Consider the following 22,617-nt stretch of genomic DNA (forward strand, 5'->3'; position numbering starts at 1 on the left):
AGTAAATCTACCTCGGAGACGACCGGAACACAAGAGCTATCTGTGGACTGCGTTCACAGGAATGCGATGGCCGGTGGAGCTTGGGGCCCTACTGCAACTGGCCCTCATATCGCCAGGCGACTCAGGCTTTCCCGCACCTTTATGGCTATCGGATGGTTCGGGCCGTAGAGCCGAGTTAGGTCGTCGAGCAGCCCAGCCAGCGTCGTTCGTGCTCGCTCCGTGTCACCCGCGCCGAGTTGCATGAGCCCGATCTGCTGCCTCAGTTCCAACGGGCGCGAGTCGTCCGCACCATAGGCCGTCTGTTCGTCGGTGAGCAGGGCCTGGAGCAGGCGCAGTGCCTCGCCTGTCTGTCCCATCAGCGCACGGCACGTCGCCTCTCGCTGCCGGCAGTGGAAGACGCGGTCATCGTCCGGACCGTAGACCTGGGTCAGGTCGACATGGAGTTCGGCGAAGGCGGGAGCGGCTCGGCGATAGTCCCCGCCCTCGAAGAGGAGCCTCGCCATCTCGAAGCGAAGACTGAGCACATCCGGATCCTCGACGCCGAGCACCTGCGTCGCCGGTGCCGCGACGGCATCGAGCACCTCGAAGGCTTGGCCGTACCGTGCTTCTCGTACCAGGGAGTCGGCTTCCCTACGGGCTTCTTGGATGTCTGACCGGCTGAAGTTTTCCATCCCCTGGGCCTGCGATGTCTCTGGTACCGCAGGTTCGGCTGTCGGCGGCGCCTGATGGGGGGCAGCACCGGCGTGGCCGTCGATGCTTGCCGCGACCTGGGTGTAGATACGAGCCGGCTCGTATGCCCGATCTACGGTGCCGGGAAGCGATCTGACGCCGGACATGAAGGGGAGCAGCCGACTGTAGACGGTGAGGGCCTGCGCCGGCCGATCTTCCGCTCGCTTCTCCAGCAGTTGCAGCACCAGCCGGTCCAGTTCAGGAGGAACGTCGGACCGACGTTCCCGGACAGGTGGAGCGGTTTCGTTCACCTGTCTCTCGAAGATCCGATATTCACTGGGACCGTCATAGAGCCGCCGTCCGGTGAGCATCTCGTGAAGGACGAGGCCGAGCGCATAGAGATCGCTTTGCGGACCGACGGTTGCGCCGCGGACCTGTTCAGGGCTCATGTAGGCGGGTGTGCCGAGGATCGTCCCGGTCCGGGTGAGCCTGGACATTTCGGGATCGTGGAACATAGCGAGACCGAAGTCGAGCACCTTCACGCTGCTCTCGCGGGTAAGCATGAGGTTCGACGGCTTGAGGTCCCGGTGGAGGATGCCTCGCTCGTGGGCCGCGCAGAGCACCGCGGTGATCTGGGCGCCCATCGCCGCGACCCAGTTGACGGGCAGAGGATGGTGCTCGCTCAAGACGTCATCCATCGTGACCCCGTCCACGAACTGCATCACGATGAAAGGGCGGGGCTCCGCCTGCGATTCGTCGAGGACATCGACATCGTAGATGGTCGGAGTGCCGGGATGCTCGAGCCTGGCCATGACTCGGGCCTCGTGCAGGAAGCGTTTCACGAGACTCTCGTCCGGACGGCTGTGAGGGAAGCGGATGAGTTTGACAGCGACTCTACGGTCCAGCTTCTGGTCGTATCCCGCGTAGACCTCACCCATCCCGCCTGGGCCCAAAGGTAGGTCGTCAAGCTCGTAGCGGTTGCCGATGACCCTTCGTCCCGCCGCCACTCGCCCTCCCGGAGATCGTCTTCGGGGGCAAAGCTACACCGGCTACCGTTCTTCGGGCAGCGGAGAATGACCGCTGTCAGAGCTGAAGTTCGGTCTATCCCGGCGGCGGGCTGAGCTCGCCTGTGCCGAAACCTTTGACGATGGCGGCGGCGGTGACGCGGCCGGCGATGTCGAGATTTCGGAGCTCGTCTTCGAACTCGAAGACTTTCCGGAAGGCCTCGCCGTAGCGCCGCTGCTCCTCGATGGGCATACGCGGGACCAGCACCCGACGCGGGTCGAATCGGCTGATGCTCGATTGGGAGCCGCTGCCTGGCCCGGTGGAGGTCGTCCTCAGGAAGCCCGCGAGGAAGTACGCGTCGATCCGTTGTAGGTCGGGCCGTAGGAGGGTCAGCCGCGGGCCGAGCACGATCCCCTTCTCCGTGACGACTCTCACCGCGAACTCGCCTGCTCTGGCGGCTACGACGACATCACCCGGTTCTGTGATGACGCGGTCGTCCGGCTGGGTGCGAGACTGCGGTGTGCTTCCGGAGAACAGGTCCTGGTCGGTGATGACGAGGTCGCCCGATCCGGATATGTCGAAACGTCCAGAGCTGAACACCTTGATCGCCCCGGCCCGCTCCACCTCGGCGAGATCGACCGAGGGCATCGTCTTGGCCGGAGCGGGAACGGCTTCGGGGACCATCGTGGTCAACCGCTCCAGGCGTTGGAGCAGCTGTTCGCGGACCGCCGGGAACTGCTGTGCCGACGCCTGGTCTTCCACACTCACGTGCCGGCCGGGGGTGAGGTCGACGTTCTCGTCCATCAACTCGATGATGGGGACGGCACACGCCGGCCCTGCTTGGTCCGTCCGTTGCCCGGGGGCGGAACGGAACTCCTGCCAGCGGTCTGCGATCTCGTCGAAGGTCTCCGGCTCGGCCTCGGCCATGAGAACGTGGGATGGCACCGGGTCGCCGTCGGCCGGCCTGCGGAGGACCCACAGGTGCAGGGGAAGGCCCGTGCCCACACCCATCCTCGACGGCAGGCCGATGACCGCCTGCACTGTCCCCTGCCGGAGGAGATTGCTCCTGATCCGCCGGCCGGACCGGCGGTTGGCGGCCACGGCGGGCATCAGCAAGACGGCGATGCCGCCAGGTTTCAGGTGTGCCAGGGCGTGTTGCACCCACGCGAGCTCTGATTCGGCCTTGGGCGGCAGCCCGTACGCCCAGCGGGGGTCACTGGCCAGGTCGTCGTATCCCCAGTTGCGCTCGTTGAACGGCGGGTGGCACAGCACGGCATCGACGGTGAGATCGGGCCAGGAGTCGCAGCGCAGGGAGTCACCGGTCCCCACCGATCCCTCGATCTGCGCCAGAGCCAGACGTGTCCGGGCGAGACGTGCGACGGTGTCGTCCGCCTCCTGACCGTATGCGTGGTCCAGGTGGCGGATCGTGGTGAGGAGTGTCCCGAGACCGCATGCGGGGTCGAGGACGGATCGGACGTCCGGGCCGGCCAGCCTCGCCATGAACTCCGCGATCTCCGGCGGCGTCTCGAACAGGCGGCGGGAGTGGACGTCGGCGTAGCGATCGAGAAGGAACCGGGCCACCTCGGCACTTCCCTGCTCCTCGGCGAGCTCCTGCAGCAGCCGCCAGGCGGGAGCGGCGACGAGACGGCGTTTCCCCTGGCCCAGCAGGAGCTCGGTGGCCTCGGCGACCACCGCTCCCAGGTGCAGGTCGTCGGCGGCGTTCCTGATCTGCTGCCAGGCGCGTTCCCTGAGCGGCACCTCCTCGACCTTGCCCTGGTGGAGAAGCCACTCCTCCACGGCCTTGAGCGAGAACGTGGGGCTGGTCGCAGTGCCGCCGACTGGTGCCGGGAAGTCCTCGTACCGCTTACGCCAATTACTCACGGCCGCGCGGCCGACGCCGACCATTCTGGCGATATCGGCCGCGGTGACGGTCGCCTCGTCCCCCGCCATCATCGGCCTCCTCATCGTTCCCGGCTCGCGAGCCTCGCCGAGAGTTACGTGTATGGCGTTCACAGTTTAGCGGCATGCTTGTAGCCCCTGAGGTCCGCCGAAGCGATGATCTTCTGGTAGCCCTTCTCGTCCTCCGGATGGGCGCTCAGCACGTAGAAGGCCACCTTCGACTGCGGCAGATACCAGATCATCATCGTGTACACGAGGTTGACCTCGCAGGCGACCTGCCACTCCCGGTAGTACGCCTTCCTGCCGTCACGCATCTTCGCCAGCCCGGAGTGGACGAGCCGTGAGGCATAGGGATCGATGCCGTAGTACAGCCCCGCCTCTCCCTCGTCCTCCGAGTTCGATCCGTAGGGATCGCGGAGCACGCCCCCTCCCGTCAGGCAGGGCACGTGCTCCCCCCACATGAAGCCGAATTCGGAGTCCTCGATGCCGAAGCCCGGCCAGCCGTCCTTCGTCGACGTGAGAGCGATGGCCATGGAATCGGGACGGCAGAAGAAGTCCCAGGGACCGTCCACTCCCCCTGACCGGGGAGACTCCACGCAGGCCCGATCGTCGCCGTCGGTCGTCATCCGCCAGCCCTCGGGGAGCGTCAGCGAGACGCCCTTGAAGGACACCCTCCTGCCCGTCGCTTCCGGCTTCTTACTCTTCTTCGGGCTCTCCGTCAGTGTCGCGGTGACCGTGGCCGACGTGACGGGGACCGGCGTGGCGGGGACCCGCACCTGGGAAGCAGGCGCTGACTGCGGGACGACGGGGATGGAGCGCTCCGAGGCGGACGTGGCGATGATGGCGGTCACAGTGATCAGGGTGACCGCGGCCGCGGTCGCCACGTAGGCGTGGATCCAGGACGCTCCGGATCGCCGGGCGGCGACCGTCACCGGTGCGGAGTCGGCTCCGGAAACAGGCGCAGGACCGGCCGGCGCGGCAGCGGACTCGACCGTCGCCGGAGCGGTCACCGACTCATCCGACTGCAGGAGCCTGGTCGGCGAAGCGGGAGCGACGCGTACCTCGGGCCAGTCGGGCGTCTCGTGCGGCGGCAGCACCCAGGTCCGCTGGATGAACGAGGTGACGTCGCCCGGCCCCGTCTCGGGCTCCTCGCCCTGCCAGATCTCCGTCACCGCCGCGAGGACGTCGGCCGCGGCGGGCCGCTCTGCGGGATCCTTGGCCAGTGCCCGGCCCACGAGGTCACGCAGGTCCTCCGGCACGACCTGGAGGTCGGGGGTCTCCTCGCGCACCCGGTAGGCCAGCACCTCGGGACGGCCGGTGCCGTACGGCGGCTCGCCCGTGGTCGCGTACAGCACCAGCAGCCCCCAGCCGTAGATGTCGGCCGGCGTGCCGGCATGCCCGTCGCCGTACTCCTCGGGGCTGATCCACCCGGGCGAGCCGATCAGCGTGCCGGTGTGCGTCATCGAGGTGGAGTCGAGGACCTTGGCGATGCCGAAGTCGATGAGCCGGGGACCCCGCGGCGAGAGGATCACATTCGGCGGCTTGAGATCGCGGTGCACGACCCCGGCGGCGTGCATGGCCACGAGCGCCTCCGCCACCCCGGCGGCAAGGCCGTACAGCGCGTCGCCGGTCAGCGGCCCCTCGGCCTGCACGTGCTGTTCCAACGTGGGCCCGGGGATGAACTCCGTGGCCAGCCACGGGCGCTCAGTGCCGGGGTCGGAGTCGAGCACACGGGCGAGACAGGCTCCCTCGACTCCGGCGAGTACGGAGGTCTCCCTGCTGAAGCGGCGCCGGAACTCGAGGTCGACCGACAGGGCCTCATGGACGAGCTTGACCGCGACACGCCGACCGGAGCCGTCCACGGCCGCGTAGACAACCCCCATGCCGCCCGCACCGAGACGGCCGACCACCAGGTATGGGCCGATCCGGTGGGGATCGCCCGTCAACAACGGCTGCACGCACCCTCCGTGCTGATGTCAGAAGGCGCGACCAGTTCGAGCGGATTCACCGCTTCATGCGCCGCAAGAAACATGCCACAGGAGCATTCCGCGCGCAACGTTGAATCAACTTGTGTGCCTAGTTCACAACATGCTTTACTTGCGGCAGTCCTCGTTCACACCCCCGCCGCGGACTCCCGGCCGGCAACGACGAAGAAGGCCTCTCCATGCACTCAAACCCCCAGCAGCCGCCGCACGGCTACCCGCCCTACCCCCAGACCGTCGTCGTGCAGAAGAAGGGTGGCGGCTGCCTGAAAGCGCTCCTGATCGGCGGCGCCGTGCTCATGGGCCTGATCGTCCTTGGAACGGCCCTCAAGAGCGGCGGACAGAACGACACCCAGGTGAGCCGGGCCGAGACACCCGAGCACACCACCCAGACCGGCAAGCCGAGGAAGCCTCAGGCCCCCGCTCTGGGAGACGTGGTCAAGGACGGCAAGTTCGCGTTCAAGGTCAGCAAGGTCGAGAAGGGACTGTCCCAGGTCGGTGAGAGCTTCACCGTCTCCAAGGCCCAGGGGCAGTACGTCCTGATCCACCTGACCGTGAAGAACATCGGCGACAAGGCGCAGATGTTCAGCGACTCGGCGCAGAAGCTCATCGACGCCAAGGGCCGCACGTTCGACGCCGACTCCGGAGCCGCCGTGCTCGGGCTCAAGGACTCCAACGCGTTCCTCAACAACATCAACCCCGGGAACGCGGTGAACGGCATCCTGCTGTTCGACGTGCCCAAAGACATCAAGCTCAAGGCGGTCGAGCTGCACGACTCGGTCTTCTCCGATGGTGTGACCGTCTCCCTGGCCCGGTGAGCATGGGCTACTACTCCAGCGTCATGGGCTCCATGCTCGGCGGCGCCATCGGAGATGCGCTGGGCAACCCCATTGAGTTCATGTCCCTGGCGCAGATCCGCGCCGCTCACGGACCGGACGGACTACGCGACATGGTCTCGACCGAGGTCACCGACGACACGCAGATGACCCTGTTCACGGCAGAAGGGCTGATCCGCGCACGCCTTCATCACATCGACCCCGTCGGAGCCGTCCGGAACGCCTATCTCCGCTGGCTCGACACCCAGCAGTTCCCGGAGCCGCCGCCGGCGGACGACGGCATCCGCAACGGGTGGCTCAGACAAGAGGGCTGGCTGTACGCGAAACGGGCGCCGGGCACGGCCTGCCGTTCAGGGCTGTACGCCGGCGGGCGGCACGTGGACGTCCCCGCCCCCGGCGCCGTCGGTGAGATCAACCCCCTCTCCAAAGACTGCGGGTCCGTGATGCGTTCCGCGCCTTTCGGACTGTCGGTGTTCGACGCGTTCGAGACGGCGGCCCGCTGCTCCTACCTCACGCACGGGCATCCCACGGCCTCGCTGTCCGCCGGCGCTTTCGCCGCGATCATCCACGACCTGGTTCGCGGCGAGTCCCTGGAGCAGGCCGTACGGCAGGCACTCGACCGCCTCACCGGCTATCCCGCGCACGAGGAGACCGTCAGCGCTCTGCGCGCCGCCGTCCACCTGGCCGCGGGGCCCGAACCAACGGCTGAAGCGGTCGAATCGCTCGGGGCGGGATGGGTCGCGGAGGAGGCTCTCGCGATCGCCGTCTATTGCGCGCTGGTCGAATCCGACCCGAGAACGGCCCTCCTCCTGGCGGTCAACCACTCCGGCGACTCCGACTCCACCGGCGCCATCTGCGGCAGCATCCTCGGCGCCCAGCACGGATTCAGATTCCTGCCTCCCGAGTGGCTCGACACGGTGGAAGGCCGCCGGACCCTCGTGAAGATCACCTACGACCTCCTGACAGAACCGACCTCACACAGTTACTGGACCGACCGCTACCCCCTCTGAGGAGAACGTCCGTGTTCCGCCGCATGCTCGCCGTACTGGCGTTGACCGCCGCCGCCCTCACCACGACTGCCGCCGCCCACGCCGACACGACCTATCGGGGCGAGGGTGACGACGTCGTCCGCATCCACGCCACGAAGAAGCCAGGCCTGATCCGCTTCACCCACGACGGAGAGTCCAACTTCATCGTCCACACGGTCGACCCGCGCGGAAGGGCCGGGGAGTACCTGGTCAACGAGATCGGGCCCTACACGGGGACAGTGCTCTACAACGACTACGGCACCAGGGGCACGAGCGGGCTGGAGATCAAGGCCGACGGATTCTGGACGGCGACGTTCCTGCCCCTGTCCAAGGCACGCTGCTGGTGCTCGGCGACGATCCGCGGCACGGGCGACCAAGTCCTCAAGCTCTCCCCCACCCGCGGTCTGCACACCGTCCGTGGCGCGTACAACGGCGAGTCCAACTTCATCGTGCACGCCCACACCCGCATCGGCTCCTACAGCGACCTGCTCTTCAACGAGATCGGCAGGTACAGGGGCAAGGCCCTCCTGCCCGTCGGCACCCGTCTCGTCACCGTCCACGCCGACGGCGCCTGGACGCTCACCCGGAACTGAGGGCCGGGATCCACCCTCGCCTCACTGATCACGTAGGCATTTCTAACCATTTGCACGTCCAATAGTTGACACTTGCACCACGGAATCGGGAAGATCACGCCGATTTCTCGCGTCTGGACCGGTCCACCCGGAATCCCCTTTGACGCTCAACCAAATCTGACGAGAGGACGTCGGTCTTCCGTGACGGACCAGGAGCTTGCCGCCGAACTCCGTGAGCTCGCGGGACATCCCGCGTTGTCCTCCCGCGCGGACCAGCTGACAGAGCTGGCAGACGCGTTGGACGACCCCGGTAAGGCCGACCTGTGGTGCGAGGTGGACCTGTTCGCCGCGTTCCCACCAGAGGACACCGTCCAGGTGATCGTGCAGTCCACCCCGGCCTGGCAGAAGATCGTCAAGTTCATCTACTACATGCAGGCCGTACTGATCTTCCTCCCGATCACGATCACGTGGGTGGGCCTCAAGAAGGCGACCACGGCCTACGGTGAGGCTCTCGCGTCCGGAGGGGTCGAGGCCGCACGCCGTCCCTTTCTTGAGATGTGGCAGCGGGGCTTCGACGGCAAGCTGGCCGGCCTGTGGAAGTTCGACAACGTAGCCGTGATGACCCTCAGCGCGATCGGTTTCCTCATCGTCGTCACTCTGGCCGAGCGCTACATGCACCGGTGGGAAGACGAGCGGGCGAGCGAGCAGGAAGAAGAGCTGCGACCGCGCCTTCTGTCCGCACTCACCAGAGCGACCTTGCTCCTCAATCAGGTGAAGCTGGCATCGCCGGCCCGGTTCCAGGCCGAGCTGACCAAGAGCGCGAGCGAGTTGAACAAGGTCGGCAGGACCGTGAGCAAGGTCCACACGCAGGTCGTGGAGGAACTCGAGAAGGCGCTGGAGGCCACCGGCCAGGCCACGGACGCGCTGACGGCGGGCGTCGCCGAGGTGCGGGACTCGATCGCGAGCCTCGACAAGCACATGGCCGCCGTCTCCTCCGCCGCGGAGACCCTGCTGCGGTCGGTCGAGCGCACCGCCTACGCCATCGACTCCGTCGGCGAGAAGACGGACGTGGCGGTGGACCGCGTCGGCGACCGGCTCGGCACGGTGATTCTCGACTCCACGACCGGAGTGCGGAAGTCGCTCGACGAACTGGCGACCCTGACCGGACAGGCCGTACGCGACATGACTGCATCCACGGGGGAAGTCGTCCGCAACCTCGCGAGCTCGACCGGGCTGGCGGTGCGGGATCTGGCGGATTCGACTGGACAGGCCGTGCGCGACACGGCGGCGAGCCTGGACGCGCGGGTCGGCGAGCTGGTGAGTGCGACTGCCGGTATCGGTTCCGCCGTGGGCCGGGTGGAGACCGCCGCCACCGAGAGCGGTGACCGGATCAGTCATGCCCTCACCAGCGGCAGCGGCACGCTCTCCGCCGTGCTCGGCGGCGCTGGAGCCGACATCAGGGAGGCGCTCGACGACTGGGCCGGGACCGCGAGCGCGCATGCCGCGAGGATCGAGATGGTCTCGGACACCGCCGGTCGCACCGTACGGCTGCTCGAGGAGACGCGGGACTCCCTGGACCGGCTGCCCGCTGACCTGGCTCGGTCTCTCCAGGAGGTTCCGGCCGCCGTCCGTGAGGTCACCGGCCCCGAGATCTCCGCGCTGCAGGCCGCCATCGCCCGGCTGGACGAGGCAGTACGGCAGGCCGCCGCGGCCGTCACCTCGGGCCTTGCCGCCGGTGCCGGGGAACGCTCCAGCACCGACGCCGCAGCCGTCCCGGCCCGAGCCACGAATGAACCACATAACCCGGCCCCCCTCGACGTGGGCGACACCCCGGGCATCGCAGAGAACAGCGGCGAGCGGGCCGAGGGATGGCACCCGTGATCAGTCGTCGCAGTTCGGCCCCGTCGCTGCTCCTCGCAGGCTGGCTGTTCGCCGACCTCCTGCTGGGGCTCACGATCATCATGCTGGGCGCGCAGGCGCCACCACCCATTCCGGCAAAGCCCCTCGCGGGTAAGGGAACCGCGTCGCCCTCGCCGAGCCCGTCCCCATCGCCCTGCGCCACCCGCGCAGCCGGGGTGGCCGCCAAGCCCACCAAGATCTCCTTCCGGGTGAATTCCGGCGCCTCGGACACCGAGCTGCTCGGCACGGTGAGGCGAGAGCTGCTCAAGCACAGGAAACGCCTGGCCGGACGGCACGCCGGCATGGTGCTGACCTTCGGCGCCAGCGGAGGCGCGGGGGAAGGCGTCCATCTGGCTACGCGAGTCAACGCGGCCGCGAGCAAGGCGTTCCCCAACATCTTCCAGACCGCGGCCACCCGCAACTTCCATGACCTCGCCGCCCCGAGCGGGTCGATCTCCATGGAGATCTACTTCGTCTCCGGCGGCTGCTCCCCCACCACTGAGAGCTGAGGACCACCTGATGAGCGAACAGGTACTCCCCTTCTACCTGGTCTGCGACGAGTCGTACTCCATGCAGGGACCGCCCCTCGATGCCATCAACCAGGAGCTTCCCCTGATCTACCAGGAGATCGCCAGCAACCCGGTCGTGGCGGACCGGGCCAGGCTCGGCATCATCGGGTTCAGCAGCACCGCCGAGGTGCTGCTCCCGCTGGCCGACCTCAACGACGTGCACTCCATTCCGCAGCTGTCCCCGCGCGGCACGACGAGTTATGGCGCCGCGTTCTCCCTGCTCAAGCGCACGATCGAGCAGGACATCGCGGGACTGAAGCAGGCCGGGCACGCGCCGTACCGGCCCACGGTGTTCTTCCTTACTGACGGGCTCCCGACGGACGACTGGCACGGGGAGCACAAGGACCTGGTCAGCCGCGACTTCCGGGCTCACCCGACCATCCTGGCGTTCGGCTTTGGCGACGTGGATCCGACGACTTTGCAGCAGGTGGCCACGTTCCGGGCGTTCATCGCCAACGGCGACATGTCGCCGACACAGGCTCTTCGCGAGTTCGCGCGGCAGTTGCTCAACTCCGTCGTCCAGTCGGCCGTCGCGTCGTCCTCCAACCCCTCGGGCACGGCCCAGCTCATCATCCCCGACCAGGTGCCGGGCTATACGGTCCTCGCCCCGGACCCGCTCTGATCGCGACCCGCAGCCGGAAGAGGAACCCCACATGGAACAGGTCCAGGAGCACGAGGCGCCCTCGATGACGGAGACGGCGCACGGGTTTCCCCAGCCGCTCGTCATCGGCCGTGAGCCGCGGGTGATCTCACAGCCGGGTCCGCTGCCGGCCGTGCGACGGCCGGACACCGAAATCGACGGCGCAGCGCTGCCCGGGCTGGAGGTGCGTGCCGCATCGATTCGAGGGGACGCGCACCGCTACTACGGCACCGTACGTCAGGACGCGATGGGGCTCTGGCACGACGGCGACCGCACGCTGCTGGCCTGCGTGGCGGATGGCCTGGGCAGCAAGGAGGGCTCACATGTCGGAGCGGCCACGGCCTGCGAGGTCGCGCAGGCGTATCTCTCCACGCTGCCGATCGCCCCTGACCACGTGACGGATGCCCGGGACTTCGTCGACGGCATCGCCGGCGAGATCCGCAACCGGGCGGACGAGCGCGGAATGCCGCCGGAAGAGTTGTCCACGACGTTCCTCGCCGCCAGGGTCCAGGAAATGCCCGAGGCGTCCGTGCACCGCGCCGTGCTGGTCCGGGTCGGCGACTGCATGGCGTGGCACCTGCACAGGGGCGTCTGGACACCGTGCTTCGGCGAGGACGATGCCGACACGGGGGTCTCGACCTCGGCGACCCACGCGCTGCCTCAGGACATCGAGCATGCAGAAGTCGGCTATGCCGACTTGTATCCGGGCGACATGCTGCTGCTGTGCACCGACGGCCTGGCCAAGCCGATGCGGGGGCCGCAGGTGAGCTCCCAGTTGGCGAGCTGGTGGAGCCGGCCGCCGTCCCTGCCCGAGTTCTTCTGGCAGATGAGCTTCCGGGCGAAGACGCACGACGACGACCGGACCGCCGTTTGCATCTGGAGGGTCTGAAATGGCCTTCACGCCTCATCCGCTCGACCGGCACCGTGCCACGCTGCCCCTTGAGTCCGCTCCCCTCGACAAGGGCGGCCAAGGGGTGGTCACCCGTGTGCTCGGACCGGAGAACCTCGTCTACAAGGAGTACATGCCGCAGGCCGGCCAGGTGAACGGCGCGGCTCTCGCGGAACTCGTCGAGTTCGGTCATCGCCAGACCGACGCGGAAGTGCGCGCCCTGCTGGGCCACTGCGCCTGGCCCGTCGCGCGGGTCGTGCACGGAGGCCAGGTGAACGGCTTCCTCATGCCGCACGTGCCCATGGACTTCTACGGCACGATCGGCGGCAAGCCCAAGCTGGTCGAGCTGCAGTATCTGCTGTACGAACCGAACTGGGCGTGGCAGGACCTGCACCAGCCCGACATCGACGGCCGCCTCGAGATCGCGACGCTGGCCGCCAAGCTGATCGACCTGCTGCACACTCATGGATGGATCGTCGGGGACCTTTCCTTCCGGAATCTCCTGTGGCGCCCGGGCCGACCGTACAAGGTCTTCATGCTCGACTGCGACGGCCTGCGCCGGCACGGAGCGGAACCGGTGCTACGGCAGGCGCACACGCCGGACTGGAATGATCCCCACCAGCCCTCCAGCGGGCCGGAGCTGGACACCGACCGGTACAAGCTCGCGCTGCTGATCGGGCGGGTGCTCTCGCGGACCGCCTCCGTGCGGCCCGGTGACGAGCCGGCTCTGCTTCCCGGCCTGCCGGACCATGTCGTGACCGCGGTCAGAGAGCTCTTCACCCGCGCGCAGGGCCCGCGCGGCACCCGTCCGATCGCGGCCGAGTGGGTCCAGGCTCTCGTCGGCCGCAAGCGCATCGCGGTGACCCGCCCTCCTCGGCCACAGAGGTCCGTGCACACCGGGCCTGCCGCCCCGATGCACGTGCCGGGCTCGGGCCGTGTCGGTGTGCCTGTCAGCAGACCAGAGCCGGGTAGGCGGCCGTCCCTGTCGCAGACGCCGGCTTCAACGTCTCCCGAGCGGCCGCGGATTCCTGTCTCCGTTCCCAAGCCTCCCGTCGTCTTCGCGCCACGCCCGGCGCCACCGTCCCCCCCGCCCCCGCCTCCGCCCGCTCGCCGGGAACCCGTCATCTTCGCACCGCGGCCGAAGCCACAGCCGCCGAAGCCACAGCCGCCGAAGCCACAGCCTCCAGTGTCCCGGCCTTCGGCACCGCCGGCCGTACCGACTCTGGGGCAGCGGGTGGTCGCCTCGGATACGTATGCCGAGCAGCGGAGGCTGGCTCCCCGGGGCGGCGTCGTCGATGACGACGAGGTGGCCCGTCTCATCGACCACCTCGTCGCGGGCACCGGACGCGACTCGGTGGCGAACATCGCGGTGCTGCTCGAAGACACCGCGGACAGGACGGTCTTGCTGATGCAGGCGCTGAAGAACCTGCTCAACGTGGAACAGACCGATGTGATCACGCTCAAGGACGGCGACCGTACGGTCGAGCTGAACGTGCGACTACTGGAAGAGCAGTTCCTCGAGGAGGATGAGCCGTGACGGCGAAGGTCAGCCGGGCAAGGCGGCGGCAGATCATCGACGCCCTGGGCCGCGGGACGGTGCCGCGCAACGGCCTGGACCTGTTCGCGGTCGGCATGGAGCGGTTCGAGAAGACGCTCGACGACGATCTGACGGCGGTCACTGCCGGAAGCGCGGGATTCAAAGCGGTACGCGGCGAGTACGGCTCGGGCAAGACGTTCTTCGCCCGCTGGCTGGCCGAACGGGCCAAGCGGAAGAAGATGGCGACCAGCGAGATCCAGATCTCGGACCGCACCACGCCCCTGCACCGGCTGGAGACCGTCTACCGGTCGTTGATCGGTGGGTTGAGCACCGCGAGTTCGCCGCCGAGCGCGTTGCGGGACATCGTCGACACGTGGCTTCTCGCTCTGGAGGACGACGCCGGGGTCGCGAAGGACGACCGCAGGGCGATGAGCACGGCGGTCGAGGACCTCATCGAGTCGCGGCTGGCCGAGACCGCCAAGAACGCACCGGCGTTCGCGACCGCCCTCCGCTTCTACCGCCGCGCCCGGCTGTCGGGTGACCACGCGACTGCCGACGGCCTGCTCGCCTGGGTAGGCGGTGAGCCGAACGTCGCGTCGAGCATCCGCCGCTATGCCGGGCTCAAGGGGGACGTCGACTCGACCGCCGCCCTGCATTTCCTGCAGGGCCTGCTCGTGGTGCTGCGCGACTGCGGTTATCCGGGGCTGCTGGTCGTGCTCGACGAGGTCGAGACCCTGCAGCGGATGCGCAGCGACAACCGCGAACGGAGCCTCAACACGCTTCGGCAGCTGATCGACGAGATCGACAAGGGCCGCTTCCCCGGCCTCTATCTCGTCATCACCGGCACTCCCGCCTTCTACGACGGTCAGCAGGGAGTGCAACGGTCCCCGGCCCTGGCCCAGCGGCTGCACTCCGACTTCAAAACCGACGCGCGTTTCGACACCGCCCGCGCGGTGCAGATCAGGCTCACCGGTTTCGACCGGGACAAGCTGGTCGAGCTGGGCTGCGCCGTACGCGACCTGTACGCCCAGGGAGATCCCGCCGAGCGGCGGATCAGAGACCTTATCGACGACGCGTACGTCAAGGACCTGGCCACCGCGGTCGCCGGACACCTGGGAGCCGGCGTGGCGCCCCGGATCTTCCTCCGCAAACTCGTCGCCGACGTGCTGTACCGGGTCTCGGACCACGAGGATTTCGACCCTCGGCGGGACTACCGGCAGGTCACGGTCACGGAGGGAGAGCTGAACGACGACGAGCTGAACGCGTTCCGCCGCGGCCGCCCGGCGGTCTCCGCGGACGATGTGGAGCTCGACCTGCCGTGACCTCCCCGACCCTCGCACTGCACCCGACGATCGCGTACCACCTCACCAACACGCTCGGCTGGGCCCGGCTGCGGCCGCTGCAGCAGGAGGCGCTGGGCCCCATCGGCGAGGGGCAGGACGCGCTGTTGATCGCGCCGACGGCCGGAGGCAAGACCGAGGCGGCGACGTTCCCGTTGCTGTCCATGATGGAGGAACAGACCTGGACCGGCCTGTCGGTGCTGTACGTCTGCCCGATGAAGGCCCTGCTCAACAACCTGGCGCCGCGCCTGCAGGCGTACGCGGGCTGGCTCGGCAGGCGGGTCGAGCTCTGGCACGGGGACGTGTCCGGCTCGCGCCGCCAGGCGATCCTGCGCGATCCGCCTGACATCCTGCTGACCACCCCGGAATCCCTGGAGGCCATGCTCATCAGCACCGGGGTGGACCACCGCCGACTGCTGGCGGATCTGCGGGCGATCGTGGTCGACGAGGTGCATGCCTTCGCCCGCGACGATCGGGGCTGGCACCTGCTCGCCGTCCTGGAGCGCCTCACCCGGCTGGCCGGACGGCCACTCCAGCGCATCGGCCTGTCGGCGACGGTGGGCAATCCTGACGAGCTGCTTTCCTGGCTCCAGGGCTCGGGCGCGGGGAGCCGACCTGCGGGAGTGATCGCCCCGGAGATCGGAGCGGATTCCGGAGCCGCCGATGTGGAGCTCGACCACGTCGGGTCCGTCGCCAACGCCGCGCGCGTCATCGCGGCACTGCATCGGGGCGAGAAGCGGCTCGTCTTCTGCGACTCCCGCAGGATGGTGGAAGAGCTCGGTCAGTTGCTGCGGGACCACGGCGTCACGACGTTCCTCTCCCATTCCTCCCTCTCGGCAGAGGAGCGCCGGCGCGCGGAAGAGGCCTTCGCACAGTCTCGTGACTGCGTCATCGTCTCGACCTCCACCCTGGAGCTGGGCATCGACGTCGGAGACCTGGATCGGGTCATCCAGATCAACGCTCCGTGGTCGGTCGCGTCGTTCCTCCAGCGCCTGGGACGCACGGGCAGGCGCTCGGGAGTCAGGCGCAACTGCCTCGTCCTGGCGCTGACCCCGGAGGATCTCCTCGCCTCAGCGGGACTCCTGCTGCTGTGGAGCACGGGTTACGTCGAGCCCCTGCAGCCGCCGCCCGCGCCTCGGCACATCGTCGCGCAGCAACTCCTCGCACTCACCCTGCAGGAGGGCCGGCTAGGCGACGCCCTGTGGCCGGACTGGTGGCACGGCCTCGGCCCTTTCCAGGAACAGCACGCGCGCCCGGTGCTCGACCATCTCATCGCCCAGGGCTTTCTCGAGCGAGACGGCGGCGCTCTGCTCGTCGGCCCTCAGGCAGAGCAGCGCTTCGGCCGCCGGAACTTCATGGATCTCACCGCGGTGTTCACGGCCCCGCCGGAGTTCACCGTCCTGCGCGGCAACGCCGAGATCGGCCGGACGGATCCCGGTCTCCTGACCTCCGCCGTCTCGGGGCCGCGCCTCCTGCTGCTGGCCGGCCGGACCTGGGTCGTGGACTGGATCGACTGGAAACGGCGGCGGTGCTTCGTCCAGCCCGTCGAAGGCGGCGGCGGCAAGGCACGCTGGGCGACCTCGATGTCCGGCGGCGCGTCCTTCGCCCTGTCGCGAGCCATGCGGGACGTCGTCCTGGGCGCCGACCCTCCGGTGATGCTCACCCGGCGGGCGGTGAGCGGACTCACGCGGATACGGGAAGACAGCCGCGATCTCGTCCATCCCGGCGGCACAGTGATCGTGCGGGACGACGGCGACGTGCGGTGGTGGACCTGGGCCGGATTCCGTGCCAATGCCACGATCAAAGCCACGCTGGGCCCGCTCGCCGATCCGACCCAGCGCGTGGACGACCTGCACGTCCGGCTGAGGAACGACCTGGCCGGCACCGGGTGGCGGCAGGACCTCGCCGGTGAGCTCAGCCACCCCGATATCGACGACAGGGCGCTGAACGGCCTCAAGTTCAGCGCATTGCTCCCCCGCGAACTCGCCGTCGAGACACTCGCGACTCGTCTGGCAGATCTCCCCGCAGCGGCCGCGGTGCTTTCGGAGTCGACACATCTCACGATGACCTGAACCGATCGCCCAACAGCGCGTGGCGGTCTTCATCCGCAGGCACGGTCGATCAGGCGCGGTCTCCCCTACCATCGAGCATCTGATCACGCTCATGTGTACTCAAAACACAACACTATTGACCAACACGCCAATTCACGGCTAGCCTTCGAAGTGGGTCATGAGTTCCAGTGACAAGCCCCGGCTCGCTGAACGGCATCCCGCTCGCCGCGGGTGCCCCGGGTGACGACCTGCTCCACGCGGGGTGCGTGGAGAACGGCGGATCACCGGGGTTCGGCGCTACCGGGGTCCATCACTCCGAAGGAACACCGTCATGCCCACGAACGGCATCGCCACCGACCTGCCCAGCGCATCGCAAGCATCCTCGACATCGAGCCCGAGTGGACCATCCAGGAAGACGATGGCCCTGGGATGACGAAGCCGACGTGATCGCCCGGCGGGAGCCGTACAACGACGGCACCTCCCACCGCCGCTCCTCACCACCCCGGATCCCCTTGCACGCAAGGACGGCAATGACACGCACTCGTCCCCGCGTCACCCCATGGCCCGCCGTACAGACCCTCAACACCCGGCGCGCACGACAGTTCCTGCTGACCACGTTCAAGACCTCGGGCAGCTCTTACAACGAGCCCGCGTTCTACGACCTGCTCCTGAAGCATGGCTACAAGCTCGCGTTCTATGCCCGGACAGAAGACGGCCGGCGAGAGCTTGTGTGCCGGCCCTACGGCGGCCCGGCGCCACGTCTGCTGCCCGCCGAGCCCCCGGACGTCCTGGAAGCGTCGTGGGGTAAGGAGTGGAAGCTCGTCGCGACGTATCGGGGCGCGGCGCTGTTCGGCGAAAGCGGGAAGCAGCAGGTGTCCGCTCTGCCGCTGCAGTCATTCCTCACCGTCCATGTCTCCGGCATCGGCGAGTACGGCCTGCGCACCCGGAACAAGACCGTGGAACTGATCAGGATCGGGGAAGACGGCGAGAAGACCATCACCTCCCTGGGCCGGCTCGGCCCGGATGACAATCCACTGACCCTCGCCCTAGAGGCCGCACCCGGCCTGCTCACGTTGAACCCGCACACGGCGGTGGACATCACCACGGACTCCCCCCACGCGCTGGCCGACGCCGTGCGGCTCGGCACCGCCCCCGACCGTGACGAGATGATTCACCTGGCGTACGAGGACGATCTCGACTTCTTCGACGGTGAGGAAGAAGAGCTTGTCAGCTACTTCGACAACCTTGTGCCCCTCCGGCTGCGCGTCAACGGCCTCCTCCACTTCGCCGCGGAAGCCGGCGGCGAATGGGCGCTCGCCCCGGTGCGTGCCGACAGCTTCCCCACCCCGGTGCTGACCCGCACCTTCCTGTCGATCGGTTACAACTACGACGGCGGCGGCTACTCCAGCGGGTCCGGCCACGAGACCATCGGGGAGATCCGCCCCGGTCTCAACGTCTCCTGGGGCGACTTCAAGGAGGAAATGTGGGACCGGGCCCTGACCGTGGCCCGCGGCGACCTGGCTGCCTTCGCCGCTGAGCACCTGGGACAGCTCGAGTTCGGCCGCCGCATCCTCGACTCACTCTTCGGCACTCAGGGCGACTCTTCCAAGACCAGCCGCGACGAGGACGATGGCTCCGACGAGGAGTGGGACTACGACTTCGACGCCCCCGACATCGGTTTCCAGCCGGGTAGCGAAGAAGGACTCCGCTTCCTCAACGCCCTGCTCGAGGCGTACCGCGAAGAGCCCGAAACGACGGCACGCATCCGGGCCCTGCTCAACACTGATCGTCGCCACACAGCCACAGCAAGAACGCGAACACATGCCTGAACTGACTGGCGCACCCCGCCGTACCGCAGCTGAAATTCTCACCATCTGGCCGTCCGCCACCGTAACCGTCGACAACAGTTACTACGGCGGGCACCTGTTCATGGTGCTGAAGGAGTGGGAGGACAACCTGCTCGCCGAACCTCCGGCCCCAGCCCCCGATGACCTGGAGGAGGACTTCGGCGAGGAGGATTGGTATGCCTACCAGCAGGACGAGCGCCGTATCCCGTTGCATCTGGCCACCGACGAGTGGATGCCGGTCGAGATCGCCGAACGCTTCGGCGTTCCGGACGGCGGCTCCTGCGGCAATGACGGGCAGCGGGGTGTCGGCAACTGACGGCTCGTCCGAGCAACAAACGAGCAACGAGAAACAGAAAAGCCGTGATCACCTTCTCGCGATCACGGCTCCGACCTGCTAGAACAGTGTCGGGACGGCGGGATTTGAACCCACGACCCCTTGACCCCCAGTCAAGTGCGCTGCCAAACTGCGCTACGTCCCGTTGCCCTGGTCTCCCCGGGCACACCCAAACCTTAGCGCAGTTTCCGCCTTCGTGCGTACACGAACCGCGCCGGTGGGCCTAGGCTGGCGATCATGGGGAGGAAGGCGCGCATCGACCACGAAGAACTCGTCCGGCTGGCCGCCGAAGGGTGGACCAACGCCCGTCTCGCCGAGCACTTCGGTGTGACGGAGTCGGGCGTCCTACAGGCGAAGCGGGCCGCCGGCTTGTCCAAGCCGATGACGGACCACAGCCGTGCCCTGCCGTGGAAGCTCCGGCGCGAGCACAGCCAGAGCGGCCCCGCCACCAATCTGCGGAACCTCTCCGCCGCGGCCCAGGGTCGCCGGATCCCCAAGGACCGGCTCAACACCGCCCTTCGGTGGGCCAACCGGCTGGTCGACAACGGGCTCGACATCGCCTACGACCCGGAGCGCGGCTTCCACGAGGTGCCCGCCGGGGACGACTCGCACGTCGCCCGGGTCCTCGCCGAGGCCCGCGAAGCCACGGACGCGGCGGGCACCACTCCCTGACCGTACGGCTCATACACCGTCGCGCGGCAGGGGCGTGGTCTCCTCGCGTACGTGCACGCGGCGCTCGCCCGGGTGGACGGCGGTGCGCGACTCGGTCTCCTGGACGTGTACGTGCGGCTCGGCCGCCGGGTCCACGGTGTACATCGTGTCCGGCTCGATGGTCTCCACCGTCTCCTCGGTCCGTGGACGGCGGGTGTAGCGGCCGGTCAGCACCATGCCGACGACCCCCACGGCCATGAGAATCCAGCCGATCATTTGAAGGTCGATTCCAGGAACGTCCCATTTGACGGCGAACGCGAGAACCGCGCCGACCGCGATGAAGGCGAGACTGGCCCCGAAGCCCATGGCTACCTCCTCTGCTGGTCAACGGCCCTTTACCCCCAGAATCCGCGATTACGCAAGGCGTGAAGGCCGCATTCCCGGGCAGTGCGGATGAACAACGCACTCACCCCTGGAGGCAGAAATGACCGCCGTAGCATGGGTGGCCGTCGTGATCGTCGCCGTGCTGGTGATCCTGGCAGTCGGCTACCTTGTGTCGGCACGCAACCGCCGGCGCCACCTGCAGGACCGTTTCGGGCCCGAGTACGAACGGGCGGTGCGGGACAGCGACAGCCGTAAAGAGGCGGAGCAGGAACTGCTCGCCCGCGAGGAGCGCCACGCCAAGCTGGACATCCGCCCGCTCGACCCGCAGACCCGGGAACAGTACGCGAGGAAGTGGACCGAGGTGCAGGAGCGCTTCGTGGACGCTCCCGGCTTCGCCGTGACCGAGGCGGACGCGCTGGTCACCGCGGTGATGGCCGAGCGCGGCTATCCCACGGACGAGTTCGAGCAGCGTCTGAGCGACCTGTCGGTGGCCCACGCCGCCACGCTCGACCACTACCGCAACGCCCACGACATCAGCAGCCGCGCCGCCCGGCAGGAAGCCACCACCGAGGAGCTCCGCCAGGCGATGGTCCACTACCGCGCGCTGTTCCAGGAGCTGCTCGGCGACGGCGCCGACGTTCCTCTGAACGACCACGCCGACGGCGCCGCGTACGCCACCGGCGGCTACGAGGGCGCCTCGATGAACGACCACCACGCGGACGTACGGAAGGCGGAGCGATGAGCATTCGGACGAACAGGCAGCGGGACGACATCGCCGAGCGGCCGACTCCCGAGACCCCCGAACCCCTCGAAGAGGAGGCGCGCAGAGAGAGGGCCGTCACGGACACCGCGCGGGACGAGCACGAGGGTCCTGGCCCGGTCTACTCCCCCAGCGACGCGTACACCGACGGCACGACCCGGGAGACCGGCGACGACGCGGTAACGGACGGAACCGCCGACGCGGACGGCGACGGCAACCGATTCCGCCAGCCGTACGGCGAGGCGGGCGACGACGTCCTCACGTCGCCCCAGACCGGCGGCAGGCACACGGCGGAAAGCGACCGCCTCGTCGCCGGTGGCCGCACGGACGACCACACCGACTCCCTCACTTCGGCCGAGCGATCCGGCGACGCCGCGACCGGCGCGTACGGCGCCTACGACGACGACGCGGATCGCGGCCCCGAGGCGGACGGCGCCGGCTACGGGCGGGACGGTGCGAGCGCCGGGGACACCGCGACCTCCGGGGACACCGAGGTCTCCGGCGACGCCGTCAAAGGCACCACCACCGGCACGGTCACAGGCGCGGCTACCGGCGACACCGTCGACGGCCCGGTGGCCTACCCCGCCACCACCACCGCCTCCGGCACGGCGTCCGTCCTGGACGAGGCGTTCGACAGCCGGTGGCGCGAGATCAAGACGGGCTTCGTCGACGATCCCCGTCAGTCGGTCGAGCAGGCGGACGCACTGGTGGAGGAGGCCCTGTCGGCCCTCACCAGCCGCCGTCAGGCGCTGCTCGACCAGTGGAAGGAAAACGAGCAGGGCGACACCGAGGCGCTGCGCCTGGCCCTGCACGAGTACCACGCGTTACTTGCCCACCTGAACCGGAAGTGAGGTAACAATGCTCGCCATCGCCGCGGCGGTCGTCTTCGGGATCGCCTTCCTCCTCGACCTACTCAACGCGAGCATCGGCATCGGCCTGACCGCGCTGCTCGCCCTCGGCCTGTGCCTGCTGTCCCTGCACCAGGCCGGCGTCGGCACCGCCGGGGTGAACTCCTGGCGCGGCGGCTGGCGCGGCGGACGCGTCCGTCGCTGACGCCCGCGACCACAACGTCATTCCCGGCCGGCCAGAACCCGAAGCGGTCTCGCGGGAGCACTCCTTCCGCGAGACCGCAGAGCCGTATAACCATGAGAACTACGCCCCACCGGCCCCCTCAGGAGACCGCGATGCCCCACACCGTGGAAGAGGTCATGACACGCGATCCGGTCACGCTGCCGGAGGAGGCCACGGTGGTCAAGGCCGCCAAGCTGATGCGCGACCGCGGGATCGGCGACGTGCTGGTCGTCGGTGACGGCCGGCTGCGCGGGCTGGTGACCGACCGGGACATCGTCGTACGCGCGGTCGCGGAGGGCAGGGACCTCGCCACCACTCCCCTGGCGACGCTGTGCACCTGCGACGTGGTGACCGTCGGCCCTGACCACGACGTCGCCGAGGCGGCGCGGCTGATGCGTGAGAAGGACGTGCGTCAGCTCCCGGTGGTCGTGGACGGCCGCCCGATCGGCGTCGTCGCCCTGGCCGACCTCACCCTCGCGCTCACTCCCGGCGATACCCCCGACGATGCCCGCGGCCTCACCCCCGGCGATGCCCCCGGGCTCACCCCCACCCCCGATCGCGTCTCCGGCCGCGCTCCCGCCCCCGCCTGACGGCCCTTGGGCGTCCTCGTTCCCGTCGAGATCGGCGAACGCCGTCCCTGTTCGCTCCTGCCGA

21 protein-coding genes, 1 tRNA gene and 1 riboswitch are annotated in these 22,617 nt (G+C 68.5%); of the genes, 17 read left to right on the forward strand and 5 right to left on the reverse strand.

Going from position 1 to position 22,617, the window contains the following annotated elements; translation table 11 throughout:
• Positions 1-104: 104 nt before the first annotated feature.
• The 3 genes from BXA11_RS31460 to BXA11_RS31470 all read right to left on the reverse strand — a co-directional run bounded on the left by BXA11_RS31460 (position 105) and on the right by BXA11_RS31470 (position 5,531).
• Positions 105-1,676 carry a serine/threonine-protein kinase gene (locus tag BXA11_RS31460; RefSeq protein ID WP_076440372.1) on the reverse strand — a complete coding sequence of 524 codons (1,572 nt, stop codon included), beginning with the start codon at positions 1,674-1,676 and terminating at the stop codon, positions 105-107.
• A gap of 94 nt (positions 1,677-1,770) precedes the next feature.
• Positions 1,771-3,624, reverse strand: coding sequence for an N-6 DNA methylase (locus tag BXA11_RS31465; protein WP_143734619.1), 1,854 nt, complete (start codon positions 3,622-3,624; stop codon positions 1,771-1,773).
• 59 nt (positions 3,625-3,683) lie between these two features.
• Complete coding sequence (locus tag BXA11_RS31470) at positions 3,684-5,531, reverse strand: serine/threonine protein kinase (protein ID WP_076440376.1); 1,848 nt, start codon at positions 5,529-5,531, stop codon at positions 3,684-3,686.
• A gap of 206 nt (positions 5,532-5,737) precedes the next feature.
• Here BXA11_RS31470 and BXA11_RS31475 point away from each other — a divergent pair, with 206 nt between their 5' ends.
• The 12 genes from BXA11_RS31475 (at position 5,738) to BXA11_RS31530 (ending at position 19,079) form a co-directional block, all read left to right on the forward strand.
• Positions 5,738-6,373, forward strand: a complete 636-nt coding sequence (locus BXA11_RS31475; RefSeq protein ID WP_076440378.1) for a DUF4352 domain-containing protein — start codon at positions 5,738-5,740, stop codon at positions 6,371-6,373.
• Positions 6,374-6,375: 2 nt separating this feature from the next.
• Positions 6,376-7,401 (forward strand): ADP-ribosylglycohydrolase family protein, encoded by a 1,026-nt coding sequence (locus BXA11_RS31480; protein ID WP_076440380.1) that lies wholly within the window; start codon positions 6,376-6,378, stop codon positions 7,399-7,401.
• An 11-nt stretch (positions 7,402-7,412) separates the two neighbouring features.
• Entirely contained in the window at positions 7,413-8,012 is a 600-nt protein-coding gene (locus BXA11_RS31485) for a hypothetical protein (protein WP_076440382.1), read from the forward strand.
• Between the two features lie 180 nt (positions 8,013-8,192).
• Complete coding sequence (locus tag BXA11_RS31490; RefSeq protein ID WP_076440384.1) at positions 8,193-9,872, forward strand: hypothetical protein; 1,680 nt, start codon at positions 8,193-8,195, stop codon at positions 9,870-9,872.
• Positions 9,869-10,399, forward strand: coding sequence for a hypothetical protein (locus tag BXA11_RS31495; protein ID WP_204053901.1), 531 nt, complete (start codon positions 9,869-9,871; stop codon positions 10,397-10,399). Before BXA11_RS31490 ends, BXA11_RS31495 begins: the two co-directional genes overlap by 4 nt.
• A gap of 10 nt (positions 10,400-10,409) precedes the next feature.
• Positions 10,410-11,081 carry a vWA domain-containing protein gene (locus BXA11_RS31500; RefSeq protein ID WP_076440388.1) on the forward strand — a complete coding sequence of 224 codons (672 nt, stop codon included), beginning with the start codon at positions 10,410-10,412 and terminating at the stop codon, positions 11,079-11,081.
• Between the two features lie 31 nt (positions 11,082-11,112).
• Positions 11,113-11,988 (forward strand): PP2C family serine/threonine-protein phosphatase, encoded by an 876-nt coding sequence (locus tag BXA11_RS31505; RefSeq protein WP_076440390.1) that lies wholly within the window; start codon positions 11,113-11,115, stop codon positions 11,986-11,988.
• Between the two features lies 1 nt (position 11,989).
• Positions 11,990-13,525 carry an NADPH-dependent FMN reductase family protein gene (locus BXA11_RS31510; RefSeq protein ID WP_076440392.1) on the forward strand — a complete coding sequence of 512 codons (1,536 nt, stop codon included), beginning with the start codon at positions 11,990-11,992 and terminating at the stop codon, positions 13,523-13,525.
• Positions 13,522-14,847 (forward strand): BREX system ATP-binding protein BrxD, encoded by a 1,326-nt coding sequence (gene brxD, locus BXA11_RS31515; RefSeq protein WP_076440394.1) that lies wholly within the window; start codon positions 13,522-13,524, stop codon positions 14,845-14,847. The genes BXA11_RS31510 and brxD overlap by 4 nt, the downstream gene beginning before the upstream one ends.
• Positions 14,844-16,937: a DEAD/DEAH box helicase gene (locus BXA11_RS31520; protein ID WP_076440396.1), complete on the forward strand. Its 2,094-nt coding sequence runs from the start codon at positions 14,844-14,846 to the stop codon at positions 16,935-16,937. Before brxD ends, BXA11_RS31520 begins: the two co-directional genes overlap by 4 nt.
• Positions 16,938-17,090: 153 nt before the next feature.
• A riboswitch (SAM riboswitch) is annotated at positions 17,091-17,199 on the forward strand.
• Between the two features lie 247 nt (positions 17,200-17,446).
• Complete coding sequence (locus BXA11_RS31525) at positions 17,447-18,745, forward strand: hypothetical protein (RefSeq protein WP_076440398.1); 1,299 nt, start codon at positions 17,447-17,449, stop codon at positions 18,743-18,745.
• A complete protein-coding gene (locus tag BXA11_RS31530) occupies positions 18,738-19,079 on the forward strand; it encodes a hypothetical protein (RefSeq protein ID WP_143734620.1) in 342 nt (113 codons plus the stop codon). The genes BXA11_RS31525 and BXA11_RS31530 overlap by 8 nt, the downstream gene beginning before the upstream one ends.
• A gap of 89 nt (positions 19,080-19,168) precedes the next feature.
• On the opposite strand, the gene BXA11_RS31535 is transcribed toward BXA11_RS31530, so the two are convergent.
• Positions 19,169-19,242 (reverse strand) — tRNA-Pro (locus BXA11_RS31535).
• A 92-nt stretch (positions 19,243-19,334) separates the two neighbouring features.
• Here BXA11_RS31535 and BXA11_RS31540 point away from each other — a divergent pair.
• Entirely contained in the window at positions 19,335-19,769 is a 435-nt protein-coding gene (locus BXA11_RS31540; RefSeq protein WP_076440402.1) for a hypothetical protein, read from the forward strand.
• 9 nt (positions 19,770-19,778) lie between these two features.
• Here BXA11_RS31540 and BXA11_RS44060 read toward each other — a convergent pair whose 3' ends face one another.
• On the reverse strand, positions 19,779-20,114 hold the full coding sequence (locus BXA11_RS44060) for a DUF6458 family protein (RefSeq protein ID WP_036407543.1): 336 nt from the start codon (positions 20,112-20,114) through the stop codon (positions 19,779-19,781).
• Between the two features lie 118 nt (positions 20,115-20,232).
• Between BXA11_RS44060 and BXA11_RS31550 the strand changes: the two genes are divergently transcribed.
• The 4 genes from BXA11_RS31550 to BXA11_RS31565 all read left to right on the forward strand — a co-directional run bounded on the left by BXA11_RS31550 (position 20,233) and on the right by BXA11_RS31565 (position 22,553).
• Positions 20,233-20,874, forward strand: a complete 642-nt coding sequence (locus BXA11_RS31550) for a hypothetical protein (protein ID WP_239105168.1) — start codon at positions 20,233-20,235, stop codon at positions 20,872-20,874.
• Entirely contained in the window at positions 20,871-21,743 is an 873-nt protein-coding gene (locus BXA11_RS31555) for a hypothetical protein (protein ID WP_076440404.1), read from the forward strand. The genes BXA11_RS31550 and BXA11_RS31555 overlap by 4 nt, the downstream gene beginning before the upstream one ends.
• A gap of 7 nt (positions 21,744-21,750) precedes the next feature.
• Positions 21,751-21,945, forward strand: coding sequence for a hypothetical protein (locus BXA11_RS31560; RefSeq protein ID WP_030509495.1), 195 nt, complete (start codon positions 21,751-21,753; stop codon positions 21,943-21,945).
• A 131-nt stretch (positions 21,946-22,076) separates the two neighbouring features.
• Positions 22,077-22,553 (forward strand): CBS domain-containing protein, encoded by a 477-nt coding sequence (locus BXA11_RS31565; RefSeq protein ID WP_076440406.1) that lies wholly within the window; start codon positions 22,077-22,079, stop codon positions 22,551-22,553.
• Positions 22,554-22,617: the final 64 nt, after the last annotated feature.

The sequence above is a fragment of the Microbispora rosea genome (assembly GCF_900156315.1).
GTDB lineage: Bacteria > Actinomycetota > Actinomycetes > Streptosporangiales > Streptosporangiaceae > Microbispora > Microbispora rosea.

Bases quoted from the DNA above. Each gene is read 5' to 3' on its own strand.
- BXA11_RS31500 (WP_076440388.1), top strand. From the start codon at position 10,410: ATGAGCGAACAGGTACTCCCCTTCTACCTGGTCTGCGACGAGTCGTAC.
- BXA11_RS31555 (WP_076440404.1), top strand. From the start codon at position 20,871: ATGAGCATTCGGACGAACAGGCAGCGGGACGACATCGCCGAGCGGCCG.
- BXA11_RS31550 (WP_239105168.1), top strand. From the start codon at position 20,233: ATGACCGCCGTAGCATGGGTGGCCGTCGTGATCGTCGCCGTGCTGGTG.
- BXA11_RS31465 (WP_143734619.1), bottom strand. From the start codon at position 3,624: ATGGCGGGGGACGAGGCGACCGTCACCGCGGCCGATATCGCCAGAATG.
- BXA11_RS44060 (WP_036407543.1), bottom strand. From the start codon at position 20,114: ATGGGCTTCGGGGCCAGTCTCGCCTTCATCGCGGTCGGCGCGGTTCTC.
- BXA11_RS31505 (WP_076440390.1), top strand. From the start codon at position 11,113: ATGGAACAGGTCCAGGAGCACGAGGCGCCCTCGATGACGGAGACGGCG.
- BXA11_RS31560 (WP_030509495.1), top strand. From the start codon at position 21,751: ATGCTCGCCATCGCCGCGGCGGTCGTCTTCGGGATCGCCTTCCTCCTC.
- BXA11_RS31525 (WP_076440398.1), top strand. From the start codon at position 17,447: ATGACACGCACTCGTCCCCGCGTCACCCCATGGCCCGCCGTACAGACC.
- BXA11_RS31540 (WP_076440402.1), top strand. From the start codon at position 19,335: ATGGGGAGGAAGGCGCGCATCGACCACGAAGAACTCGTCCGGCTGGCC.
- BXA11_RS31530 (WP_143734620.1), top strand. From the start codon at position 18,738: ATGCCTGAACTGACTGGCGCACCCCGCCGTACCGCAGCTGAAATTCTC.
- BXA11_RS31480 (WP_076440380.1), top strand. From the start codon at position 6,376: ATGGGCTACTACTCCAGCGTCATGGGCTCCATGCTCGGCGGCGCCATC.
- BXA11_RS31565 (WP_076440406.1), top strand. From the start codon at position 22,077: ATGCCCCACACCGTGGAAGAGGTCATGACACGCGATCCGGTCACGCTG.
- BXA11_RS31475 (WP_076440378.1), top strand. From the start codon at position 5,738: ATGCACTCAAACCCCCAGCAGCCGCCGCACGGCTACCCGCCCTACCCC.
- BXA11_RS31510 (WP_076440392.1), top strand. From the start codon at position 11,990: ATGGCCTTCACGCCTCATCCGCTCGACCGGCACCGTGCCACGCTGCCC.